Genomic DNA, 18,931 nt, shown 5'->3' with positions numbered 1-18,931 from the left:
GCTACGGGCAGGAGAATGCCGGCAACTGGAACGGATTGCGGATACTGTTCGGAGTAAACTCCAGCGTTACGCGGTGGCCATCCAGGTTAAAGGTTGCCTGACGGCCGAGGCTGCTACTGCCGGCGGAGGACTGTGCCATATCCACCAAACGGTTGAGCGCCCACGGGCCGCTGGTCACCAGGCTGGCGCTGGAGCCGTTAGCCAGCGCCAGCTGCAGGTGGACCTGATTGGTATTGCGGGTCCCCGGCCAACTGACCACCAGCGGCACCTGCGGGCCGTGGCTGTATTTGAACAGTTGCCCGTCGATATCCAGCGTCAGGTTGAGAATGTCGTTATCCATCCGCACCGGTCTGACGGTCACGCGATAAGAGGGGGTCGCGGTGCCGTTGGCGAAGAAGGCATCGCGAATGCGCTGCGCCTGCTGGAATGAACGCAGGATGCCTTCGCCCCCCGGCAGCGTCTTGCCGTCCACACCGGGGGTGAATCGCCAGTTGGCGCGGGTGGTGTCGACCTTGCCTTGTAAATTTTCACGGAAGAAGCTGTCCATCAACCCACTGTTGGGGGCAAACATGCGGGCCAAATCGTCCGGAGTGACTTCCTTGCGTGCCCGGGCGACCAGAGGGTAACGTCCGGCGATCGCCTGGTGACAGAAGCTGCCGACTTCAACGCTGATGCGTTTCTTGACGTTCTCCATTTCCTTGCGCTGGGTGTCGCTGCTGGCACCAATCGCCAGCGACAGCAGCATCTGTTTGAATGGCACCGGCAGACGACCGGACTCGGCCTGCAACCGCGGGATGATATCGCTCGGTGGCGCCGACATGCCGCTGTTGGCCGCGCCCTGGACCGCAGTCAGGTAGCTGTACAGTTCATCAACCTGCTTTAGCACGCTGTCGAACGGAATGGCCTTGTTGCCTTCCCCCTGACTTTGCGCCAGCTCCAGCAACGCGGCGAAGTGCGCCATGACCAGCTGTTCCGGCTGGGCGGAGAGATCGCCGTCGGCGTTGGCCGGCCGTTGGGTGAACAGCGCTTCCAGCGTACGGTTGGCGTTCTGGCTCAGCCGGTCTTCGGTTTTATCCAGCAGCGAGCGGGAATCGGCATCGCTTTTCTCGTCGCGCAGGGTGACATTTTTGCTGACGTTAACCAGCAGGTTGCGCATCGGCGAAGGGCTACCGGACAGCAGGCGCGCACTGCTGATGCGCTGGCTCAGGTTTCCGATATTTGCTAGCTGAATATCACCCAGCAGCTCATCCCAGGCGCTGATAAAGTCCTGCATATACAGCTGGCGAATGGTCTTCATCAGATCGGCATTTTTCTGCTCCGGCGTTTTGCTGTTCAACACCCAGACATCTTCCTGACGCAGGGTATCGGTCACCGGGTCGATATTGTCATTGAACGCTTTCCAGTAGCCTTGCGAGGTAAACAGCCCCGGTACGCCGTCGGTCACCGGCTTGCCGCTTTTGCGCGAAAAGGCCAGTTCGGTTTGCGGGCCGGCCAGGTCAATCAGGCTAACCGGTTTGATCTCGGTCTGTTTCAGCAACAGGCGCTTCAGGCGGCCGTAAACCCGTTGTGACAACGGCGTCCGGTTCAGCGCGGCCTGCGCCTGTTCCACCATAGCGTCATCTTTGGCATAAGGTGACGCCTGGATCTGCACGTCGAGCAGTTGGCTCAGGTGCCACTCAATCTGCTGCAACTGCTTTTGCGTGCTGCCCTGCGGCAGGTTGCGTTGCAGGTTGAGCATCACCCAGGCGCGCAGGAACTTACCGTCGTACTGCTTCGGCAGGTACAGCATTTGGTAGGCTTTCAGCGCTTCGTAACTGAAGTCGGCATCACCGTGGTTGTCGTTGCGCAGCGTAGTGGCGATCTGTTGCGCCACCTGGGGCAACAGCAGTTCCTTGAGGGCTTTCTGGTACAGCGAGTTGCTGGCATCGCTGACCTGATCGCCGCGATACAGACCCATACGGTAGGTGAACGGCGGATCTTCCAGTGAGAAGCTCTGACTGTCCGGCAAATGCAGCACGCTGTTGAGGAACGGCAGCAGCGAAAGCATATCGCCGTTACCCAACTGCGTCAGGCCATTCCCCTGGCGCTCAATACCGGGGACCTTGGCGGCGACTTCAGACAAATAGGCCCGGTTGTTGCCGTAACTGGTGAACCAGAAAATCGCCAGGATTGCCAGGATCACCGCCAGAACGATATATCCCGCCCAATGCAGGGCGCGGTTGCGGTATTCCCACCAGCGGTTGCTGCCGGCCAGCCCGGACTCCTGGAAAATCACCGATTCCAGCGTGTCTTTCAGGAAGAAGCTTTGGCCTTTGGCCGCCGGGATAGGGGCGCCCGGGTTCACATTGTCCCAGGCCGGATTGGCATGCGCTGGGCCACTCGCCGTCGGTAATTGCAGGTAACGGTTCAGTTCACCCATGACCCGGTCGAAGGGCAGACCTTCCTGGGTTCCGCTGGTGAAGTAAATGCCCCGCGGCGTAAAGCGGGTTTCAAAACTGGAGGTGGCGAATACCTGTTCCAGATATTGACCCAGCAACGGACGCAGGGCGGCAAACTCCTGCGGGAACAGGTAACTTTCTGCACGATGGCGAGCGTCATGTTCCCCCAGAAGGGTCTCAGGCAGTGCGGCATCCAGTCTTTGCTGGAGCAACGCATACTGCTGTTCGAAGGTCGCATTCAGATTGAAGTCCGGCTGCCGCGACGCCTCATAGGGAAAGGTGAATCCCCAGATCTGGTCACGCTGCGGTTTATCAAAGCCGTTGAAATAGGCCATAAAACCATTAAGCAGGTCGGTTTTGGTCACCAGCACGTACACCGGGAAATGAATCCCCAACTGTTCATGCAGCTCAATCAGGCGCTTACGCAAGGCACTGGCCTGTGCGGCGCGGGCGTCGGCGCTGTCGCTCAGCAGATCGGCAATGCTGACGGTCACCATCACGCCGTTGATCGGCTGACGGGTACGGTATTTTTTCAGCAGGCCGACAAAGCTTTTCCATTCGTCGGCGTCTTCTTCACGCTGACTTTCCTGGGTGGTATAGCGGCCGGCGGTATCGAGCAGCACGGCATCATTGGTAAACCACCAGTCGCAATTGCGGGTACCGCCCACACCGCGCAGGGCGGATTTGCCGAAGCGGTCGGCCAACGGGAAGTGCAGGCCGGAGTTGACCAGGGCGGTGGTTTTACCGGCACCCGGTGCGCCGATGATCACATACCATGGCAACTGGTAGAGATATTGGCTGCTGAAGTAGGTCATCCAGCGGTGTTTGCTGTCGCCCTGGCCTGGCGCGAAGCGGGCTTTTTTCAGCAATTGCGCCGCTTCATCGAAGCGCTGGGCCAGTTGTTCATCCTGCCTGGCGACGGGTTTGCCGTTTTCCGCCGGCACTTCCTCGGCGGCGCGCAGGTTGCTGAGTAACCGACGGTTGAACCAGGCACTGTAGAGGCGCGGAATAATGCGACACAGGAACCAAATCAGATAAAGAACGCCGATGGCGATCTGGCGGTTGAGTACCGGCTCCAAGGGACGATAATCGCCGATAGCCACCAGCGGGCCGATCATCCAGATGATGAACGCCAGCGCGGTGATACCGACAAAGCCCCATAACAGGCGACTGGTAATGATGGAGAATAACGTACTGAGCATTACTTTCCGTTTCCTTGCGGCAGGCCGTTGATTTCCGCCTGGGTATTTTCCGGCGCAACCAACAACGTAATTTCAACCCGGCGATTCAGCGCGCGGTTCACTTTGCTATTGTTCGGTGCGACCGGGTTGCTTTCACCACGGCCTTCCGCTTTCACCCGCTGCGGGTTGTCGAGGTGTTTTTGCAACTGGGCGCTGACCGCCTCGGCGCGTGCCAGCGAAAGCTCCCAGTTGGAGGCGAAACGGGCGCTGCGGATCGGCAGATTATCGCTGTAGCCGGTGACCAGGATCTTGCCGCTGACGCCGTTCATCGCAGAGGCAACGCGGTCAATCACTGGGATATAATTCCCACGCACCGTGGTGGCGGCAGAGTCGAACAGGCCATCGCCTTTGAGGATCACCACGCTTTGCTGCGCTTCGTCCCGCACAACGACCAACCCTTCGGCAATTTCCTTGCGCAGGAAGCTTTTCAGGCTTAGCGTCGGTGGCGCCGCCGGGGCTGGATTGCCGATGGCGACCTGCGGCAGGTTGGTTTGATAAATGGCGGCCAACACCGGGCTGGTGCTGTCGCCCAGACGCCAGTTGAGGGCGATAAACAGCAATGACGCCAGAAAACCGGTGAGCGCCACACAGGCCCAGAGCGGCACCAGCGGTCGCCACAGCTTTTGCTGCACCGGCAGATCCAGCGCGTTGGGTGACAGCGGCGGGGCATAACCGCCACGTACCGAGCGGATCAGTTGCAGCAGGCGCTGCTTCATGGTTTCCAACTGCGAACGGCCGTTTTCCATCACCCGGTAGCGGCCTTCAAACCCCAGCAGCAGGCAAAAATTAATCAACTCCAGCAACAGGATGTGCTCGCGCGGACTTTGCGACAACTTGGCCAGCAGTTGGAAGAATTTCTCTCCCCCCCAGGTTTCGTTGTGAAAAGTCACCAATAATCCGCTGCCGGACCACACACTGCTGCTGCCCCAGGGCGTTAGCGCAGCGGCTTCGTCCAGCGCGGTGCACAGGCAGTAACGTGCACCGATAATCACCTCATACGGCAGGTTGGCGCGCTGTCCGTGGAGTTCAAAGTGACGCACTTTATCTATCAGTTGCTGGCGCAGTTGCGCCGGATTGGCGTGGGTGGCGGATTGACGGATCTGCGAAATGGCGTTCAGCAACGGATTGGCAGCTTCAACCAACGGGTTGTCTGCCGGTGTCATGCTATTTTCCTGAGTCATAAGTTACCGGTCCGTATGGCTGCGAATCGCCCAAAATTCCATATCCAGCCCTGGGAACTCGCCGGCCAGGTGCAGGGCGAAGGCGCTGGATTTTTCCATCTGCTTCCACAGGTCGCTGCCTTTTTCCAATTCGAAATAGGTGTAACCCGCGTGATAGGGGATCTGCCGCGGTGCCGCAGGCATGGTGCGCAGCCCGATACCCGGCAATTGCAACTGCACCAGATCGCGGATACGGGTGACCGGGGCGATCTTCATTTGCGCCGGGAAGTGGGTCAGCAACACTTCGGCGGCGACGTCGGCACGCACCGCCAGCACGAAACCGAAGTCGCGCATCATTTTGGTGTCCTGCACGGTGGCGATGTTCAGACCATGCGAACGTTCGACCAACGTCAGTTGGATGGCGTTGTCTTCCAGCACCACCGACAGCCCCTGGCGCAGCAGCAACATCAGCTTGCCGAAGCACAGCGCCAGGTTGTCATGGTCATACACCGGCAGGCGGGCTTCCGGCGTGCGCTGCGCCGAGAAGCTGGCGAGCTCGGTGGCGAACTGTAGCCAGTCGGCGAACAGGCGCTCCGGATGCAGGTGATCAAGATGGTAGGCGTGGCTCACCTGGCCAAGATGGCGGTTAATCAGTTGCAACAGCATGAAATCGACCATTTCGGAACTGCCACCGCGCCCCGGCTGCAGCAGGCGCTGGCTCATCTGTTGGCTACGCTGCTGCAGCAGACCCTGCAGATCGTTGATAAAGGTTTTCAAGACCGGACTGCCCTGGCAGTTCAGCATCGGCGGAATTTGCACCTGATCGAGACGCAAACTGGCGTCACCGCGCTTTTCCAGTACCCGGGCGACGCCGAGCGCCGTCCACTCGGCATTGAGATCGCTTTCCAGCATCAGGCGCAGGCGCAACTGACCAAACTGCAACGCTGCGCTGCCGACCGAGACGGCATTCAGGTCATCGACTTCATTTTCAAAAGCCAGATAACGCGCCAGCGCGTCCGGAGCTTCCTGGAAAATCACGTCCTCGCGGCCTGCGCGGTAGGTCGGCAGCGCCAGCACCACGTTTTCGCCGGTCTGGTTTTCGGCGATGGTCAGCGGGGCGGGCGCCTGTTGGGCACCGGAGAAACGAAACGGCGTACCGTCCGGCATGATGCCGCTGGCGGCGTTGAGCGCAATTTTGCCCTGACGCAGCAGGGTTTGATCCAGATCCAGAGTGAGGAAACCCCAGAAACAGCCGTGGTGAGCCTGACCCCAATTGCGCATGTAGCTTTCGAGATAGTTTTCCGCCTGCTGGAAATGATGAGGGCGTAAAAACATCCCTTCAGTCCAGACTACCTTATGAGCATCTTTCATCATCACACCTATAGTTACTTCGCTTCTGCACAGCGGTGGGTCAGTCGGGATCTTTCAGAGTGCGCAGGCCGTTAATGCCCGCGATGACGTGTGCGTCCAGCTCGTCCGGCGAGAATTGCCATACCTTGTAGAAATTGGTTTCTGTCGGCTCCGGCAGCGGGAGTGCAATGCGCCAGGCTTTGCCGTCGAGGTTCTGATACTCGGCGATGATGCCGAGGTAGCGGGCTTCCAGCGTGCTTTGTCCACTGAGTTTTTTGCCCTTCTGACCCGGCGTCAGGAAAAACTGATCGCTGTCCAGCAGGCTGGTGCCGAGCACGCTTTTCGCATCGCCCTGCAGGCTAAAGAAATCGGCATCCATAAATTCCGCATCGGAGCGCAGCAGCAGCACGCGAATTTTTATTGGCGCCGGTCGTTGGCCTGGGGCGGCGTTGACCTGAGGATCGGCATCGAAGCTCAGGCTATAACGCGAGGGCACGCTCTTGGCAGAGGACATGCAACCGCTGAGCGCCAGTGCACCTAACATCAGGAACACGGCCCCGGACCAGCGGGAGACAGTGGGTGTTGTTATCATGGTGAGTCTCGTTACCCAGGGAAAACTATTGGAGGATCCAGGTGGCGGAGTTGGCGTCTTTACAGGCCTTGCCGTCACCGCCGACTTTCACGCAGTCCTGTTTGGCCGCGCGGGCGCGGTGTGGCAAGTCTTTACGCAGCGTCGATTTGTAACGCGTTTTCGGCACGCCGGCGTTGGTCTGGATGTAGCCCACCAGGTCACCGCCGTCGATGGCGGAGATCGCCAGCCAATGGTTTTCAACTTCGCCCAGCGCATAGAAAGTGGAGGCGTTGTCCAGGCTGCCGACGGGGGTGCCGTCGTACCCGGGGCTGCTCATGATGCTGGCGGCGTACAGGCTGCGGTACTCTTTGCCTATGGGTTTGAACTGTTTAGGGGCCGTGATGGCAGCACGGTGCTGCAGTTTTACGCCGTTCACTTCGCTGCTGATTAAGGCGTTGTTATCGAGTGCCGGCGGTGGCGGTGGCGGGGCAGAGCAACCGGCGAGCGTGAGGGCGGTCAGCAGCGTTAGGGTAATCCGTGTTTTCACAATGTCCTCTTTGATCTGTTTACGGGCATAAATTCGGGGCTGTGCAATAAATAAAAGCGCCGGTTTCAGGGCGCAAGCAGCAATATCTTTAACTGGCTGGGCACGATACGCATGCCTGGCGCATTCGTGGAGTTTTGCAGGCTGAGGCTGGTCAGGCGCGTGGCCGGCGTGCCTTTCAGCAGCACGGTAAAAGCGCCGGTCAGATGGCGTGATGGGCCCATTACCGTGCCGGAAGCTACCCCGGTCGCGACGCCGGGATTATCGCCATTGGTCAGCGGCGTGACCGTCGCCATGTTATGTGCCGGCGTACCGACGAACATAATGTTGAAGGCATTGGGAATGGCGGTCGGTGCCAGGGCTATATCCGGATAAGGTACCGGCACCGGTGCCGGACTTGGCGTCATGCACACATCGGGAAATGCCAGGTCCATTCCGATCATTTGACTGTTGGCAAACATAAACGGCCTCCGCAGGGTTATCCGACGTGAATTTGTTCTGAATCCAGTTTGGTGATGTCTTTCGAGGTGATGAGGGTGTTGCGGGCATGCAGCCGGACATAATCCTCAGCCTGATAATCCAGTTGGCCGGCGCGGACATGTTCGGTTTGGCGCACCTTGCGAAACAGGGTATGGCTAATCTGATTGACCGAATGCCACAGTGACTCGCAGCGTTTGCCGACCATCCGGCTGATGCTGACGAAGGCCGACAGTTCTTCACCGCTGTAGGTCAGCTTATCGATATGGCAATCCCCGCTGCGGGCCTGAAGGGACAGTTCATCGCCGGCCAGGTTCAGACCTTGCGCGCTGTGCAGCGACAATGTCCCCTGCGGGGTTTCAATCTGCAGATCGCCGTCGACGCTCAGCCGTGAGACGCTGTGCGGTTCGGCGCGTTCCAGCACGGCAATCACCCACAGTTGATGTTCGCCGGCGGCAATCAAGACGTTATCGCCAAGGGCCGGTGTCAGCAGACAACTGGCCGCACGGCGGCAGTGCCAGCCTCGGCCCTGACTCTCCACCACCAGACTGCCGTCCGGCAACAGGTTGGCAATCAGGCCTGAAGCCTGTTGCGGTGGGGCAATGTTAACTGCGCGAGCGGCGGTGGCCATAGTCATGGGAACCCCTTTGTTGGTCGGATTAAACTCGGCTGTTGTGCTGTGCGCCCCAGGTTTCTGCGGCGTACAGCTCCTCATCTTTTTCCAGAATGCCGTTACGATCGCTCCAGCGAGTTTGCTGCTGGTGGGCGCGGTGCATACGGGTGCGCATAAAACGGGCGCGACGGAAATCTGCAGCGCCAATATCGGCATAGGAAAAGTCGGCATAGGTCAGGTCGCTGTCACTAAAATCACTGCGGGCGGCGCGGCAGGCGTGAAAAATGCACTGAAACAGGCGCGCATGGCTGAAGTTGGCAGCATCCAGAGTGGCATCGCTGAAAACGGCCTGATCGAACTGCCCGTGGTGGCACTGCGCCTGCGTCAGGTTGGCCTCCAGCCACAGCGTTTGCTGTGCCTGTACCGCGCTGAAATTGGCGCGCAGCAGTGACGCCCCCTTAAAATTGCACTGCTTTAGCGTCGCCTGGCTGAAGTTCGCGTCGTCTAACTGGTTGTCGGTAAATTGACAGGCCATCAACTGCTGGCCTGCGTAACTTTTACCTCGCTGGTCGCATTCAAAAAAAGTGACGCGGTCAAATTGGCTGGCCTCAAGGCAGACATCACGCAGATCAAGGCGGAAAAAAGTGACAAGTGCTAACTGACTGTTGCTGAAATCTGCTCCGTCGAGCGGCGTTTCATAAAAGGTGTTGCGGTCTTGCAGCGTGCCGGAAAACACCGACTGTTTGAGTGAGCAGGCCATCCATTGGCTTTTATCCGACCGACTGGCAGAAAAATCTGCCTCAGTCAGCAGACAATGGTTGAATATCACCTGATCTAACTGAGCTTGCGCGAAGCTGACATGGGGCATTTTGCATTGATTGAATAGCGCTTGAGACAGCGACAGACCGCTAAAGCGGCAACCGCTGAGGTCACATTCGTTGAAGTGGGTTTCCTGTAAATCGCAGCCACTAAACTCCAGGCCGTGCAGATCGACCTGCGAAAATATCGCGCCTGACAGATCCCAACCGCTTAAATTCAACCCGCTAATATCGCATTGTTGTATCAGTTCGCCTCGCTGAAGCCGCTCTTTTAGCTGTAATTCAGTGAGTGTCATACCAGCTCCCTTGAGGCGCGCGGCAAGGTTTTGGTGCGTTGCGTATAAGCGCCGTCGATGAGCGTAGAATTGTCGATGCGCGACTGCGACAAGTCCGCGCGGAACAGATTGGCACCCCGTAAATCGGCGCCGCTCATTTGGCATTTCTGCATCAGTGCGCCGATCAACGAAGCGTTTTTCAAGTTGGCACCGGAGAAGTCGCAGCGGATGAACAGGCTGTGATTGCCGTTCATTTGTTCGAGATCGCCCGCGGTAAGTATCGCTTCCGACAGATCGGTGTTGTCCAGCCGCGCCCGACGGAAACAGGCCTGCACCAGTGGTAATTGCCGCAGGTTGCATTGTTTGAGCTGTGCATCGCTGAAATCGGCGTGCGCCAGTTCGGTTTGATGGACAAAGGCGCAATTCAGCAGGCGAGCACCGATAAAGCGAATATGATCCACCTGGCTTTCTACCCATGAACAGTCATTCAGGCGGGCGTGCTGCAGATCGAAATGCTCGCAGCGGCAACGCATAAAGGTCAGTTTACTGAGCTGGGCCTGATGGAAACTCAGATCGCTCAGCGTCAGACCCATGAGCGTGATATTGCTCAATGTGGCCTGGGTAAAACGGCAGCCGCTGAGGAAAGTGCGGTGCAAAATCAGCTGCTCCAGACGTGCCGAGGTAAAGTTGCACTGGCTGAATAAGGTTTCCTGCAGGTTCGTTTCCAACAGACTGGCATGCGAAAAGTCGCTGCCTTTGCACTGCGCCAGCGCCAGTGAGGCCTTATCCAGCGTGGCGTATTGCAGGCTGGCGGCGCTGAGGTCTGCTCGCGCCAGCATCGCCTGATGAAAATTGGCATGATCGAGCCGGCAACGACTCAGGTCGGCGCTTTCCAGCAGGCATTGGCTAAAATCGGCGTGGCGCAAGTCCATGCCGGACAAATCGGCACCGGTCAGATCGATGCCATTGAAGTTCTTGTCCCCGGCCATGGTCGCCGCCACGCGGTTGCGGATAATCTGAGCCAGATCGCCGGTTAAACGCAGTGCGGCCCCTTGTTCATGGGCGGTCAGCAAATAGGTTTGGTACAACGCCTGCTCGTTTTCAGCCAGCCGTTGCGGATCTGCCTCTGGGGGCTGCTGGTAGAGAAAATCGCGCATCTGCTGATAATTTTCGTGCCCGCGGGTCAACGGCTCCTGTTCCCTTGCGGCCAATGCCGCGTCGCCCAGGGTTGCCAGCAAATCTTGTTGGAGCTGTTCGGCTTGCTGTTCGAGTTGCTCAACATATTCAGGCAACTGATCCAGCGCGGGACGCGTTGATATTGGCAGCACGTCGGCAATATCCTGGCCTTCATGCATTTGCTCGCGGAATGTCTGACGGACATGCTGTTGATACTGGGTGGCATTGCGCAGTATCGGGCTTTCGTGCTCCGGTACCTGCGTATCTACCCACGGGCCAATGGCCGTTTCCGGCAGCAAATCTTTTTCCCTGAAGGCGAACAACGCCCCTTTTTCCTTCTCAATGCGCTGGCGCAGCACTTTGCGATAGTGATTGGGCGAGCGGGGCGCGCCAAGGGTTTCCAGCGCGGGCATCAACTGCAGGACGTCGGCGGCGTCGTCTTCATTGATGCGCGCGCTGCCCTGATAAATCAGCAACATCTGTTCGCGATGCGGAAAAAACCACACCGTGGTATGGCGCATGGCGATCTCTTCAAACAGCTCTTTGTCACCGCGTTGACGATTGATAAAGCAACGCGTACGCCATGATGGTAATTGTCCACGCTGTACCGGCTGTTGCGGATGCATATTCCAGATGGCGTATTCGGCACCGGCAGGCAAGGTATCGTGCTGGGTAAACTGTTGATCGCTTTCCGCCATGTTAAATAGCCGCCAGTCGATATCGCTGGCAAAGCCGGGAAATTCGTTGTTCAACCAGGCATCGTCATACTTTTTACCGATGCGGGCAAAGCGGCGCGGCCAGGTGAAATCCAGTGCGTCGAAGCCGGCGGGGAGTGGATTCTGACGCGGTGACGTCATGCGGCCATTCAGCGGTTCGATATTCGGTAGCGGATGAACTTTGCCATGGGGAAAGGTTTCTGGAGTGGCGCCGATGCCGTGCGGATTTTCGCCGTAATGAGGGCCACCAAATGCACGGCGCCAGTCGAGACGCATTTCTTCGAAGGGGAGAGGAGCGGAGGGATGATGATTTAGCCAATGACGGTCGCCGAACACCACTAACGTTTTCTCCAACGTGTCGAGTTGGATCTTCACCGCGCAGGCGGTTTTATCATTTTGATGATGGGTGTAGGCGTTGCCGGTGGCGAGGAATTCTGCACAGGCTTTGGGGATCGCGAGATCGAGGACGCCGCCGTTGAGTTGCAGCTCCTCGCCGGCGAGTTGCCACAGTTCCGGCTCGGGACGCAGGCGTGGGGACGCCCCCATGTCGGCCAGCGCCAAAACGGAGACACCCAGATGATTTTGTCCCTGCCAGCGGAAAGGACGATGAAGTACGCTTAAGCGCAATGGTTTTACGACTTTCATTGTGTGTGTAAGGTTTCCTGTAGATATCTGCGTGCAAGCTCGCCGCAACACTCAAAAACAATCCCGTTTTTCGGTTTAATAAATATCAGGTGACTTCACAATCAATACATCCGGGAGCAGGGAACCCAAGCGGTTACTTTTCCTCAGCAATCACGTCGGTGTTGGGGGACTAGGGCGACAAGGCTTTGCGCGCCAGCATCACCACGGCGACCGAGATCGCGGCTACGCACGCTTTAGCGACAAACGCCCCGAACTGCTGCACGTGGTACGGGCCAAAAAAACTGATGGCACCGGAAAGCAGCACTAACAGCAGGGTCAGAGCAACAAAGCTCATCAATTGCATCGGGAAGGTCACAGCCCCGGTGAATGCACCGGCGCTGAGGAAATAAATAATCACCCCTGGCAGGATCAGAAAACCCACCAGTTCGGCCGGCAGACCTATGGCTGAAATGAGCCATTGGTTATATTTCAGCAGCGCCAGAAGCAGCACGCCGAAGGCCAACAGGCGCCAGACCCATGGCAGCATGCGCTGCTCAGGCAAGAGATTTTTGCAGATAGCGGCAATCAGTGCGCCCGCAAGCAGCACGCCGAACAGAGTAAAAACGATCTTGCCCCACAGGCTATCCTGGGTTGCAAACTCAATAAACGAACCCATCGTTCATTTCCTTATGACATCATGGTGAACAGTGCATGGGCGATTCTGATGCTGTAATAAACACCCTTGATATCGCCGAAGGTAATTTCCGGGCCTTTTTTCAACAGGATAAACTGCGGCTCAAGCTTGATGACGGCGGCGGTTTTGATGTCGACGCTTAAACCGCCGGTGTAGGCGAATGCCGCGCCGGTTTTGATGCCAACATCAAAATGTTGCGTCCAGGCTTTGTAAGAAGAACGGATGACGATGTGTTCATCATCGCTTTTGACCGTCACCTTCTTGCCGTGAATGTAGATATCGGAGCCGCTTGGACCATCCCCCTGCACCGTCGCAATCTTGATGTTATTGGCGGTTTGCACGTAGTTGGTTTTGGTGGTGATGGTCAGGTTTTCTTGCGAACGGGTTTCGTCAGCGGAGACCTTGGATATCAGGCTTCCCGTCACATCCAGCTTTTCGTCACCGGCTTTAATCTCGGTGACGTGATCCCCTTTCGTGACCAACAGTTTCTTGCCCCCAGCGTCTATCCTGGTGGATTGTCCATGCTGCTCGACGGTGGTCTCCATCCCTTTTTTGACGAGGGTGGTTTGTTTTTCTTCGATGGTATGGTTGCGATTTCCTTTCAGCAAAATCTCCTGATTGCCGGAAATATTAACCTTGTCGCCCCCATCGTGAATGGTGAAGTTGCGGCCGGCTTTGATGTTCACCGTTTGGCCGCTGTTGTAAAAGGCGGTTTCCGGCCCGGTGACGGTAGTATTACGCAGGGAGCCGAAGAGGAAGGTCGCGTTGCCAACCACCTGATGATCTTGCAACTGGCCGATTTGCGTAAAGCGACTGCCATCAATTTTGACGTTTTTGTCGTTTTCCACCGTCATGTTCATATTACGTTCGGCATGCATGTCGAACGACTCGTTGCCGGGGGCGTCTTCCAGCATCAGGAAACTGGCATTATCGACACCGCCGCCTTTGCTGCGGCTCATGAAGCCCATTTTGGTGGCGTCGCCGGGCAGATCCCAAGGCGGCATACTGTCTTCGTTGTAGACGCGACCGGTGATGATAGGGCGATCGGGATCACCGTTGATAAAGTCGACCACCACCTCTTCACCCACCCTTGGGATCTGGATACCGCCGTACTTCCAACCGGCCCAGGCGCTGGAAACGCGGACCCAGCATGAGCTGGTTTCATTGCCGCTGCCGTGGCGATCCCAGCGGAACTTGAGTTTTACCCGGCCGTATTTATCGGTCCAGATACTTTCGCCTTCCGGGCCCACCACTTCGGCCGTTTGCGGGCCGTGGGTTTTCGGCCATGGCGTGTTACGGGTCGGGCGCCAGTTGATGCTGGCAGGCACCACCTGAAACTCGGTGCGCTGTTCTCCTGTGTCATCATCGTTGCTGGCGTAGCTGTTTTCCTGCATGAAATAGCGTGCGCTGACCACCAGGTAAGCTCGGTTATCTTCGGCGCGCGGTGCCTGAGTCAGTTGGAAACGGTAACCGGGCGCAATACCCTGTGAATTGCCTTCGCCACTCATCTGCTCGTGCTGCGCTTCAAACTCCTGCTGGCGGACTTTCACGTAAAACTGTCCCTGTGAGTGGTCGGTATAACGCCCCGGCCAGTCGAACACTTCAGCCTTGTCCTGCGCGAAGGAGGCGGGGTTTTGCCGCGCTTCCAGCAGGCGTGCGCGTGGTTTGCGAAAGTCGTAGTCATCCAGGCTATACAGGCTGGGGGTGATGCTGTCCGAGACGGTCCAACTGTTGATGCTGTCCTTGTTTTCCACCAGCCCGCTCTCGGCGAGCTGGTAGGGAATACTGGCGTAGCCGGGCAATTCCTGATGCGCCGAGGGGGCATCCGCCAACACCAGGGTGTGTCCGTCTTGCTGATGAGTGAAGTAGTAATAAATCCCTTCATGCTCCATCAACCGGCTGATGAAATCGAAATCGCTTTCCTGATACTGCACGCAGTAGCCCCAGATGCGGTAGTCGTAGCTCAGGCGATTGTCTATTTTCACCTGATATTGCCCCAGCACCTGGGTAAGAATATCGGGCACCGTTTTTTCCTGATAGATGCGGAAATCGCGGTTTTGCGTCAGGTACCACAGCGTGGGGCGCAGGGTAGCGCGGTAGACATAGTAGCGATCGCCGCTCGCCTCTCGGCCCGCCAGCGTCATGCGTGTGATATTGCCGTTCAGATAGCGCGGCACCATGGGATTGGCTCGCAGCTCAAGCGTGATTTTCTGGCCCAGCAAAGATTTGAGATCCAGTCGGTTGCCCGGGCTCAATAACTCAACCTCAAACTCAAAGAGCCCAGCGAGTTTCTCTTCACCGGAAAAACGCTTGAACAGCAGTTGATCGGTGGCCAGAGGCGTATGTGCAATGATAAGACGATCCATACTATTCCCCGCTTTAGACATAGCTACCGCACGAGAATTGACGCGCGATCCCGAAGGCGTATCTGTCACAACTTGAGACATGGACTGACGAAAAATTTAACAAAGTTTACACAAAGGCAGAATTTCCGCAGTCTACAATAGCCACGAATTTTTGCAAAATAACCTTCCTGATCAATAATTAATTTTGGGATTTACGGGATTTTTTTATTAATGTCATTTAAAACATTGGGTTAAGTGTTGATGACTTTTTGGTTTGACCTTTTTTGGTGTATTGGTCATACCATGAAACAAATGTGTAACACTTAAGGCAACTTACTTAAATAAAAGCCCTTTTTTAACAAAGCAAAAAGTGACAAGTCGTTTTCCGTGCTTACCATTTGCAGGGTAAAGATGAGCTAATATATAAATATGTGAAATGTATTTTAGGAGGAATCTCATTCCCGGGGCGGAGGCCGCCCGGCAGAGCGGCTGAAGGGATATCTTAACGAGGGGGAGGTGTGAGATTGAGGTGGCTTAGCGTGTCGCATAGCCAGGCCAGGGCCGGATCGCGACGGGCCTGGCGGCCGGCGACCAGATCGATGGAAAACTCACTGACGGCCAGCTCCGTCGGCAGCGGCAGCAGGCGAACCTTTGCCGGGTCGGCGAATCGGCTGGCGACGCTGTGTGCCAGGGTGGCGATCAGATCACTGTCGGCCACCACCGCAGGCAGCGCGATGATGTGCGAAAATGTCGCGGCGACCCGCCGTTCCAGCCCTAATTCAGCCAGCCGACGATCGATGATCCCGCGTGCGGAACCGTCGTCCGACGGGGCATAAAGTGCGTGGGGCAGGCTAACGTATTGTTTTAAGTCCCAGCTTTGGTCCGCTAACTGCGGATGCTGTCGGCTGGCGATACAGGTAAAACTTTCGTTAAACAACGGCTGCACCAGCATGCCTTCCGCCGCCTCAATGTGCCCGCCCAGGGCCACATCGATCTCTCCACTCTCAAGCTGTTGCACCACATTGCGCCGGTCCAACCGCGAAACCCGGATATCGATGCCGGGGGCTTCCTGCCGCAGCCGGCTGATAATGGCGGGTAACAGCGTGATGTCGGCATAGTCGCCGGCGGCTAATCTGAAGCGGCGTTGGCGGGCGGTAGCGGGATCGAAGCCGGTCGCGGGCGTCAGCGTCCGGTGGATTTGCTCCAGCACGGGGTGAATTTGCAGCATCAGTTGATGAGCGCGCGCGGTGGGCAACATGCCACCGCCGCTGCGAACGAACAAGGGATCGCCAAACAAGAGACGCAAGCGGGCCAGGGCATTGCTGACCGACGGCTGGGCGCGGTTCAGGCGTCGGCCGGCGGCGGTGACGTTACGCGTTTGGTATAACGCCTCAAACACCACCAGAAGATTGAGATCGATGCTGGATAAATTCATTTCATGAATACTCTTTATACAGATAATCCATTTCCAGAATCATAGCGTGTTGTTTAGGCTGAGAGCACGCGGATTCAACGACAACCTGAGGTGCGATAATGGAAAGGGTATTGGTGACCGGCATTGAGCCGTTTGACGGGGATAACATTAACCCCTCGTGGCAGGTGGCGCAGGCATTGGCGGGCGAGCGGATCGCCGGTGCGGAGGTGGTGGTGCGTCAATTGGCCTGCGTGTTGGGGTTATCCAACCAGCAGTTGATCGCCGCCATCGAAGAGGTGAAGCCCAGGGCGGTTATCTGTTTGGGATTGGCCGGTGGGCGCGGCGAAATTTCCGTTGAGCGGGTGGCCATCAACCTGATCGATGCCCGTATTCCGGACAACGCCGGCCAGCAACCGATAGACATTCCGGTGGTGGAGGGCGGCCCGGTGGGCTATTTTTCGACGCTGCCGGTGAAGGCGATCGTGCATCATATGCATCAGGCAGGGATCCCGGCCGCGGTATCGCAGACGGCAGGCACCTACAATTGCAATCAGCTTTTTTACGGGCTGAGTCATCACATCGCCAGCCAAAATTTGGCGATCAAAGGTGGATTTATCCACATTCCCTACAGTCATGAACTGGCGGTCAATCACCCGGGTAAACCCAGTATGGCGCTAACCACGATGATCGAAGCGGTACGCAGCATTGTGCATACCACATTGACGGTGGCTGAGGATGTATCGCTCAGCGGCGGTGCGCTGCATTGAGGAATGTCAGGGCGCAGCCTGTCACTGCGCCCAGAGAGGATCACTCGTCGGCGACGCGGATCACCAATTTGCCGAAGTTCTTGCCTTGCAACAGGCCGATAAATGCCTGAGGTGCATTTTCCAGTCCGTCGACCACATCTTCACGGAATTTGATTTTCCCCTGATCGACCCATTCGCTCATCTGCTGCAGGAAGTCGTCAAAGCCTGCCGCAAAGTCATCGAAAATGATAAAACCTTGCATGCGAATGCGCTTGCGCAAGATCAGGCCCTGCAACAGCGGCAGGCGATCCGGCCCGGCAGGCAGGTTGGTGGCATTATAGTGGGCGATAATCCCACAGACAGGAATGCGCGCCTGGGTATTCAGCAGCGGGATCACCGCATCGAACACGGCACCGCCGACGTTTTCATAATAAATATCGATGCCCTGCGGGCAGGCGGCGGCCAGTTGCTCGGCAAAGTCGGGCGCCCGGTGATCGACGCAGGCATCGAAGCCCAGCTCCTCCACCACATAGCGACATTTCTCTTTGCCGCCGGCCACGCCGACTACACGGCACCCTTTCAGTTTGGCCACTTGGCCGACCACCGAACCGACGGCGCCGCTGGCGGCGGCGACCACCAGAGTTTCGCCGGGCTTCGGCTGACCGATCTCCAGCAGGCCCATATAAGCGGTAAAGCCCGGCATGCCCAAGACGCCAAGCAGGCGGGAAGGGTGCGCCTGGTGAGGGCCGAGGTTGCGTAAGCCGCTCCCGTCAGACAGCGCATAATCCTGCCAGCCGTCGTAGCCTAATACCCAGTCACCGGGTTTGAAATCGGGATGATGTGATGTGACGACGCGCGATACCGTACCGCCGACCATGGTCTCGCCGATCTGCACCGGCGGGGCATAAGAGGGGGCGTCGCTCATGCGGCCTCGCATGTAAGGATCGAGCGACAGATAGACGGTGCGCAACAGCACCTGGCCGGCGGCGGGCTGTGGCGTCGGCTGCGTTTCCAGACGGAAATTGTCTGCGACCGGTTCGCCGTGTGGGCGTGAGGCCAACAGGAAACGGCGATTTTGTTGTGTAGACTGAGACATCGGGCATTCCTTAATGCGGACAGAGAGGCTAAGTCTAGTCAATCGTCGGCAAGGGTGAATGGCCTAATGTGCTCAGTGTCAAAGAGGGATAATCAGTACGTCGATGCGGCTGGTATTGATAAAACGGGCGGCAGAACAGGAGATTTTGTTCATCATGCCATCACTGTGATTACCACACACCACCAGGTCAAACGGCTGCTTTTGGCTGGCGTAGTTCAGGCTATCGGCCAGCTCACCGTGGACGATCAGCGTATCGGCAATCGGGTAATCCGCCCGCAGACGCAGCTCTTCTAAAAACAGCAGCGTTTCTTCTTCCATCAGCGCGCGCAAATCGCCCAGCATCGGCCCGGCGAAGTTATTGTACATTTCCGGATTGGCGATGGTGCTCAGCAGGGTGATTTTGCCGTTGTAAGGGCGCACGATGGAGACGGCTTTTTCAACCAGGCGGTGGCTGTCTGCCGCCACGGCGACGGTAACCAAAACGTTTTGATATCCCATCTTCCACTCCCGTTTCCTGTTGCTAGGGTAAAAGGGTAGAGCCTGGTGAAACTAATAAATGTGTTTTGTATCACGCGCACCAATAAATCCGTGGAGATTGCCGTTATTTAGCAATAAAAGATAAAAGGGCGTGCG

General features: G+C 57.3%; 15 protein-coding genes. 1 reads left to right on the top strand and 14 read right to left on the bottom strand.

Annotated features, from left to right (window positions below):
* Position 1 precedes the first annotated feature (1 nt).
* From tssM to ACGS9J_RS02855, 12 genes are all read right to left on the bottom strand, one after another.
* Positions 2 to 3,640, bottom strand: coding sequence for a type VI secretion system membrane subunit TssM (gene tssM / locus ACGS9J_RS02910; protein ID WP_442229574.1), 3,639 nt, complete (start codon positions 3,638 to 3,640; stop codon positions 2 to 4).
* The gene (locus ACGS9J_RS02905) at positions 3,640 to 4,842 is read right to left on the bottom strand and encodes a DotU family type VI secretion system protein (RefSeq protein WP_442229573.1); all 1,203 of its coding nucleotides are present in this window, start codon (positions 4,840 to 4,842) and stop codon (positions 3,640 to 3,642) included. The genes tssM and ACGS9J_RS02905 overlap by 1 nt, the downstream gene beginning before the upstream one ends.
* 21 nt (positions 4,843 to 4,863) lie before the next feature.
* Complete coding sequence (gene tssK / locus ACGS9J_RS02900; protein WP_442229572.1) at positions 4,864 to 6,210, bottom strand: type VI secretion system baseplate subunit TssK; 1,347 nt, start codon at positions 6,208 to 6,210, stop codon at positions 4,864 to 4,866.
* Between the two features lie 40 nt (positions 6,211 to 6,250).
* Positions 6,251 to 6,781: a type VI secretion system lipoprotein TssJ gene (gene tssJ, locus ACGS9J_RS02895; RefSeq protein ID WP_442229571.1), complete on the bottom strand. Its 531-nt coding sequence runs from the start codon at positions 6,779 to 6,781 to the stop codon at positions 6,251 to 6,253.
* Between the two features lie 25 nt (positions 6,782 to 6,806).
* Positions 6,807 to 7,307, bottom strand: coding sequence for a type VI secretion system accessory protein TagV (gene tagV / locus ACGS9J_RS02890; protein WP_442229570.1), 501 nt, complete (start codon positions 7,305 to 7,307; stop codon positions 6,807 to 6,809).
* 65 nt (positions 7,308 to 7,372) lie between these two features.
* Positions 7,373 to 7,765: a DUF4150 domain-containing protein gene (locus ACGS9J_RS02885; RefSeq protein ID WP_442229569.1), complete on the bottom strand. Its 393-nt coding sequence runs from the start codon at positions 7,763 to 7,765 to the stop codon at positions 7,373 to 7,375.
* A gap of 17 nt (positions 7,766 to 7,782) precedes the next feature.
* Complete coding sequence (locus tag ACGS9J_RS02880) at positions 7,783 to 8,418, bottom strand: DUF3540 domain-containing protein (RefSeq protein ID WP_442229568.1); 636 nt, start codon at positions 8,416 to 8,418, stop codon at positions 7,783 to 7,785.
* A 22-nt stretch (positions 8,419 to 8,440) separates the two neighbouring features.
* A complete protein-coding gene (locus ACGS9J_RS02875; protein WP_442229567.1) occupies positions 8,441 to 9,508 on the bottom strand; it encodes a pentapeptide repeat-containing protein in 1,068 nt (355 codons plus the stop codon).
* Positions 9,505 to 12,024, bottom strand: a complete 2,520-nt coding sequence (locus ACGS9J_RS02870) for a DUF2169 domain-containing protein (RefSeq protein ID WP_442229566.1) — start codon at positions 12,022 to 12,024, stop codon at positions 9,505 to 9,507. The genes ACGS9J_RS02875 and ACGS9J_RS02870 overlap by 4 nt, the downstream gene beginning before the upstream one ends.
* Before the next feature lie 169 nt (positions 12,025 to 12,193).
* Positions 12,194 to 12,679 (bottom strand): hypothetical protein, encoded by a 486-nt coding sequence (locus tag ACGS9J_RS02865; RefSeq protein WP_442229565.1) that lies wholly within the window; start codon positions 12,677 to 12,679, stop codon positions 12,194 to 12,196.
* 11 nt (positions 12,680 to 12,690) lie between these two features.
* On the bottom strand, positions 12,691 to 15,063 hold the full coding sequence (locus tag ACGS9J_RS02860; RefSeq protein WP_442229564.1) for a type VI secretion system Vgr family protein: 2,373 nt from the start codon (positions 15,061 to 15,063) through the stop codon (positions 12,691 to 12,693).
* 481 nt (positions 15,064 to 15,544) lie between these two features.
* Positions 15,545 to 16,477, bottom strand: a complete 933-nt coding sequence (locus ACGS9J_RS02855; RefSeq protein ID WP_442229563.1) for a LysR family transcriptional regulator — start codon at positions 16,475 to 16,477, stop codon at positions 15,545 to 15,547.
* A gap of 98 nt (positions 16,478 to 16,575) precedes the next feature.
* On the opposite strand from ACGS9J_RS02855, the gene pcp reads away from it, so the two are divergent.
* Entirely contained in the window at positions 16,576 to 17,223 is a 648-nt protein-coding gene (gene pcp, locus ACGS9J_RS02850; RefSeq protein WP_442229562.1) for a pyroglutamyl-peptidase I, read from the top strand.
* 40 nt (positions 17,224 to 17,263) lie between these two features.
* On the opposite strand, the gene ACGS9J_RS02845 is transcribed toward pcp, so the two are convergent.
* Entirely contained in the window at positions 17,264 to 18,298 is a 1,035-nt protein-coding gene (locus ACGS9J_RS02845; RefSeq protein WP_442229561.1) for an NADP-dependent oxidoreductase, read from the bottom strand.
* 78 nt (positions 18,299 to 18,376) lie between these two features.
* On the bottom strand, positions 18,377 to 18,796 hold the full coding sequence (uspC, locus tag ACGS9J_RS02840; RefSeq protein ID WP_442229560.1) for a universal stress protein UspC: 420 nt from the start codon (positions 18,794 to 18,796) through the stop codon (positions 18,377 to 18,379).
* Positions 18,797 to 18,931 lie beyond the last annotated feature (135 nt).

Origin of the sequence: Serratia quinivorans, assembly GCF_052113645.1 — a bacterium.
Classification (GTDB): Bacteria; Pseudomonadota; Gammaproteobacteria; order Enterobacterales; family Enterobacteriaceae; genus Serratia; species Serratia quinivorans_B.
This window is presented reverse-complemented; position numbering and strand designations above follow the sequence as displayed.

What these genes read in the sequence shown, in the direction of transcription:
- tssM (WP_442229574.1), bottom strand. Translation starts at nt 3,640, where the DNA reads ATGCTCAGTACGTTATTCTCCATCATTACCAGTCGCCTGTTATGGGGC.
- ACGS9J_RS02905 (WP_442229573.1), bottom strand. Translation starts at nt 4,842, where the DNA reads ATGACACCGGCAGACAACCCGTTGGTTGAAGCTGCCAATCCGTTGCTG.
- tssK (WP_442229572.1), bottom strand. Translation starts at nt 6,210, where the DNA reads ATGAAAGATGCTCATAAGGTAGTCTGGACTGAAGGGATGTTTTTACGC.
- tssJ (WP_442229571.1), bottom strand. Translation starts at nt 6,781, where the DNA reads ATGATAACAACACCCACTGTCTCCCGCTGGTCCGGGGCCGTGTTCCTG.
- ACGS9J_RS02885 (WP_442229569.1), bottom strand. Translation starts at nt 7,765, where the DNA reads ATGTTTGCCAACAGTCAAATGATCGGAATGGACCTGGCATTTCCCGAT.
- ACGS9J_RS02880 (WP_442229568.1), bottom strand. Translation starts at nt 8,418, where the DNA reads ATGACTATGGCCACCGCCGCTCGCGCAGTTAACATTGCCCCACCGCAA.
- ACGS9J_RS02875 (WP_442229567.1), bottom strand. Translation starts at nt 9,508, where the DNA reads ATGACACTCACTGAATTACAGCTAAAAGAGCGGCTTCAGCGAGGCGAA.
- ACGS9J_RS02870 (WP_442229566.1), bottom strand. Translation starts at nt 12,024, where the DNA reads ATGAAAGTCGTAAAACCATTGCGCTTAAGCGTACTTCATCGTCCTTTC.
- ACGS9J_RS02865 (WP_442229565.1), bottom strand. Translation starts at nt 12,679, where the DNA reads ATGGGTTCGTTTATTGAGTTTGCAACCCAGGATAGCCTGTGGGGCAAG.
- ACGS9J_RS02860 (WP_442229564.1), bottom strand. Translation starts at nt 15,063, where the DNA reads ATGGATCGTCTTATCATTGCACATACGCCTCTGGCCACCGATCAACTG.
- ACGS9J_RS02855 (WP_442229563.1), bottom strand. Translation starts at nt 16,477, where the DNA reads ATGAATTTATCCAGCATCGATCTCAATCTTCTGGTGGTGTTTGAGGCG.
- pcp (WP_442229562.1), top strand. Translation starts at nt 16,576, where the DNA reads ATGGAAAGGGTATTGGTGACCGGCATTGAGCCGTTTGACGGGGATAAC.
- ACGS9J_RS02845 (WP_442229561.1), bottom strand. Translation starts at nt 18,298, where the DNA reads ATGTCTCAGTCTACACAACAAAATCGCCGTTTCCTGTTGGCCTCACGC.
- uspC (WP_442229560.1), bottom strand. Translation starts at nt 18,796, where the DNA reads ATGGGATATCAAAACGTTTTGGTTACCGTCGCCGTGGCGGCAGACAGC.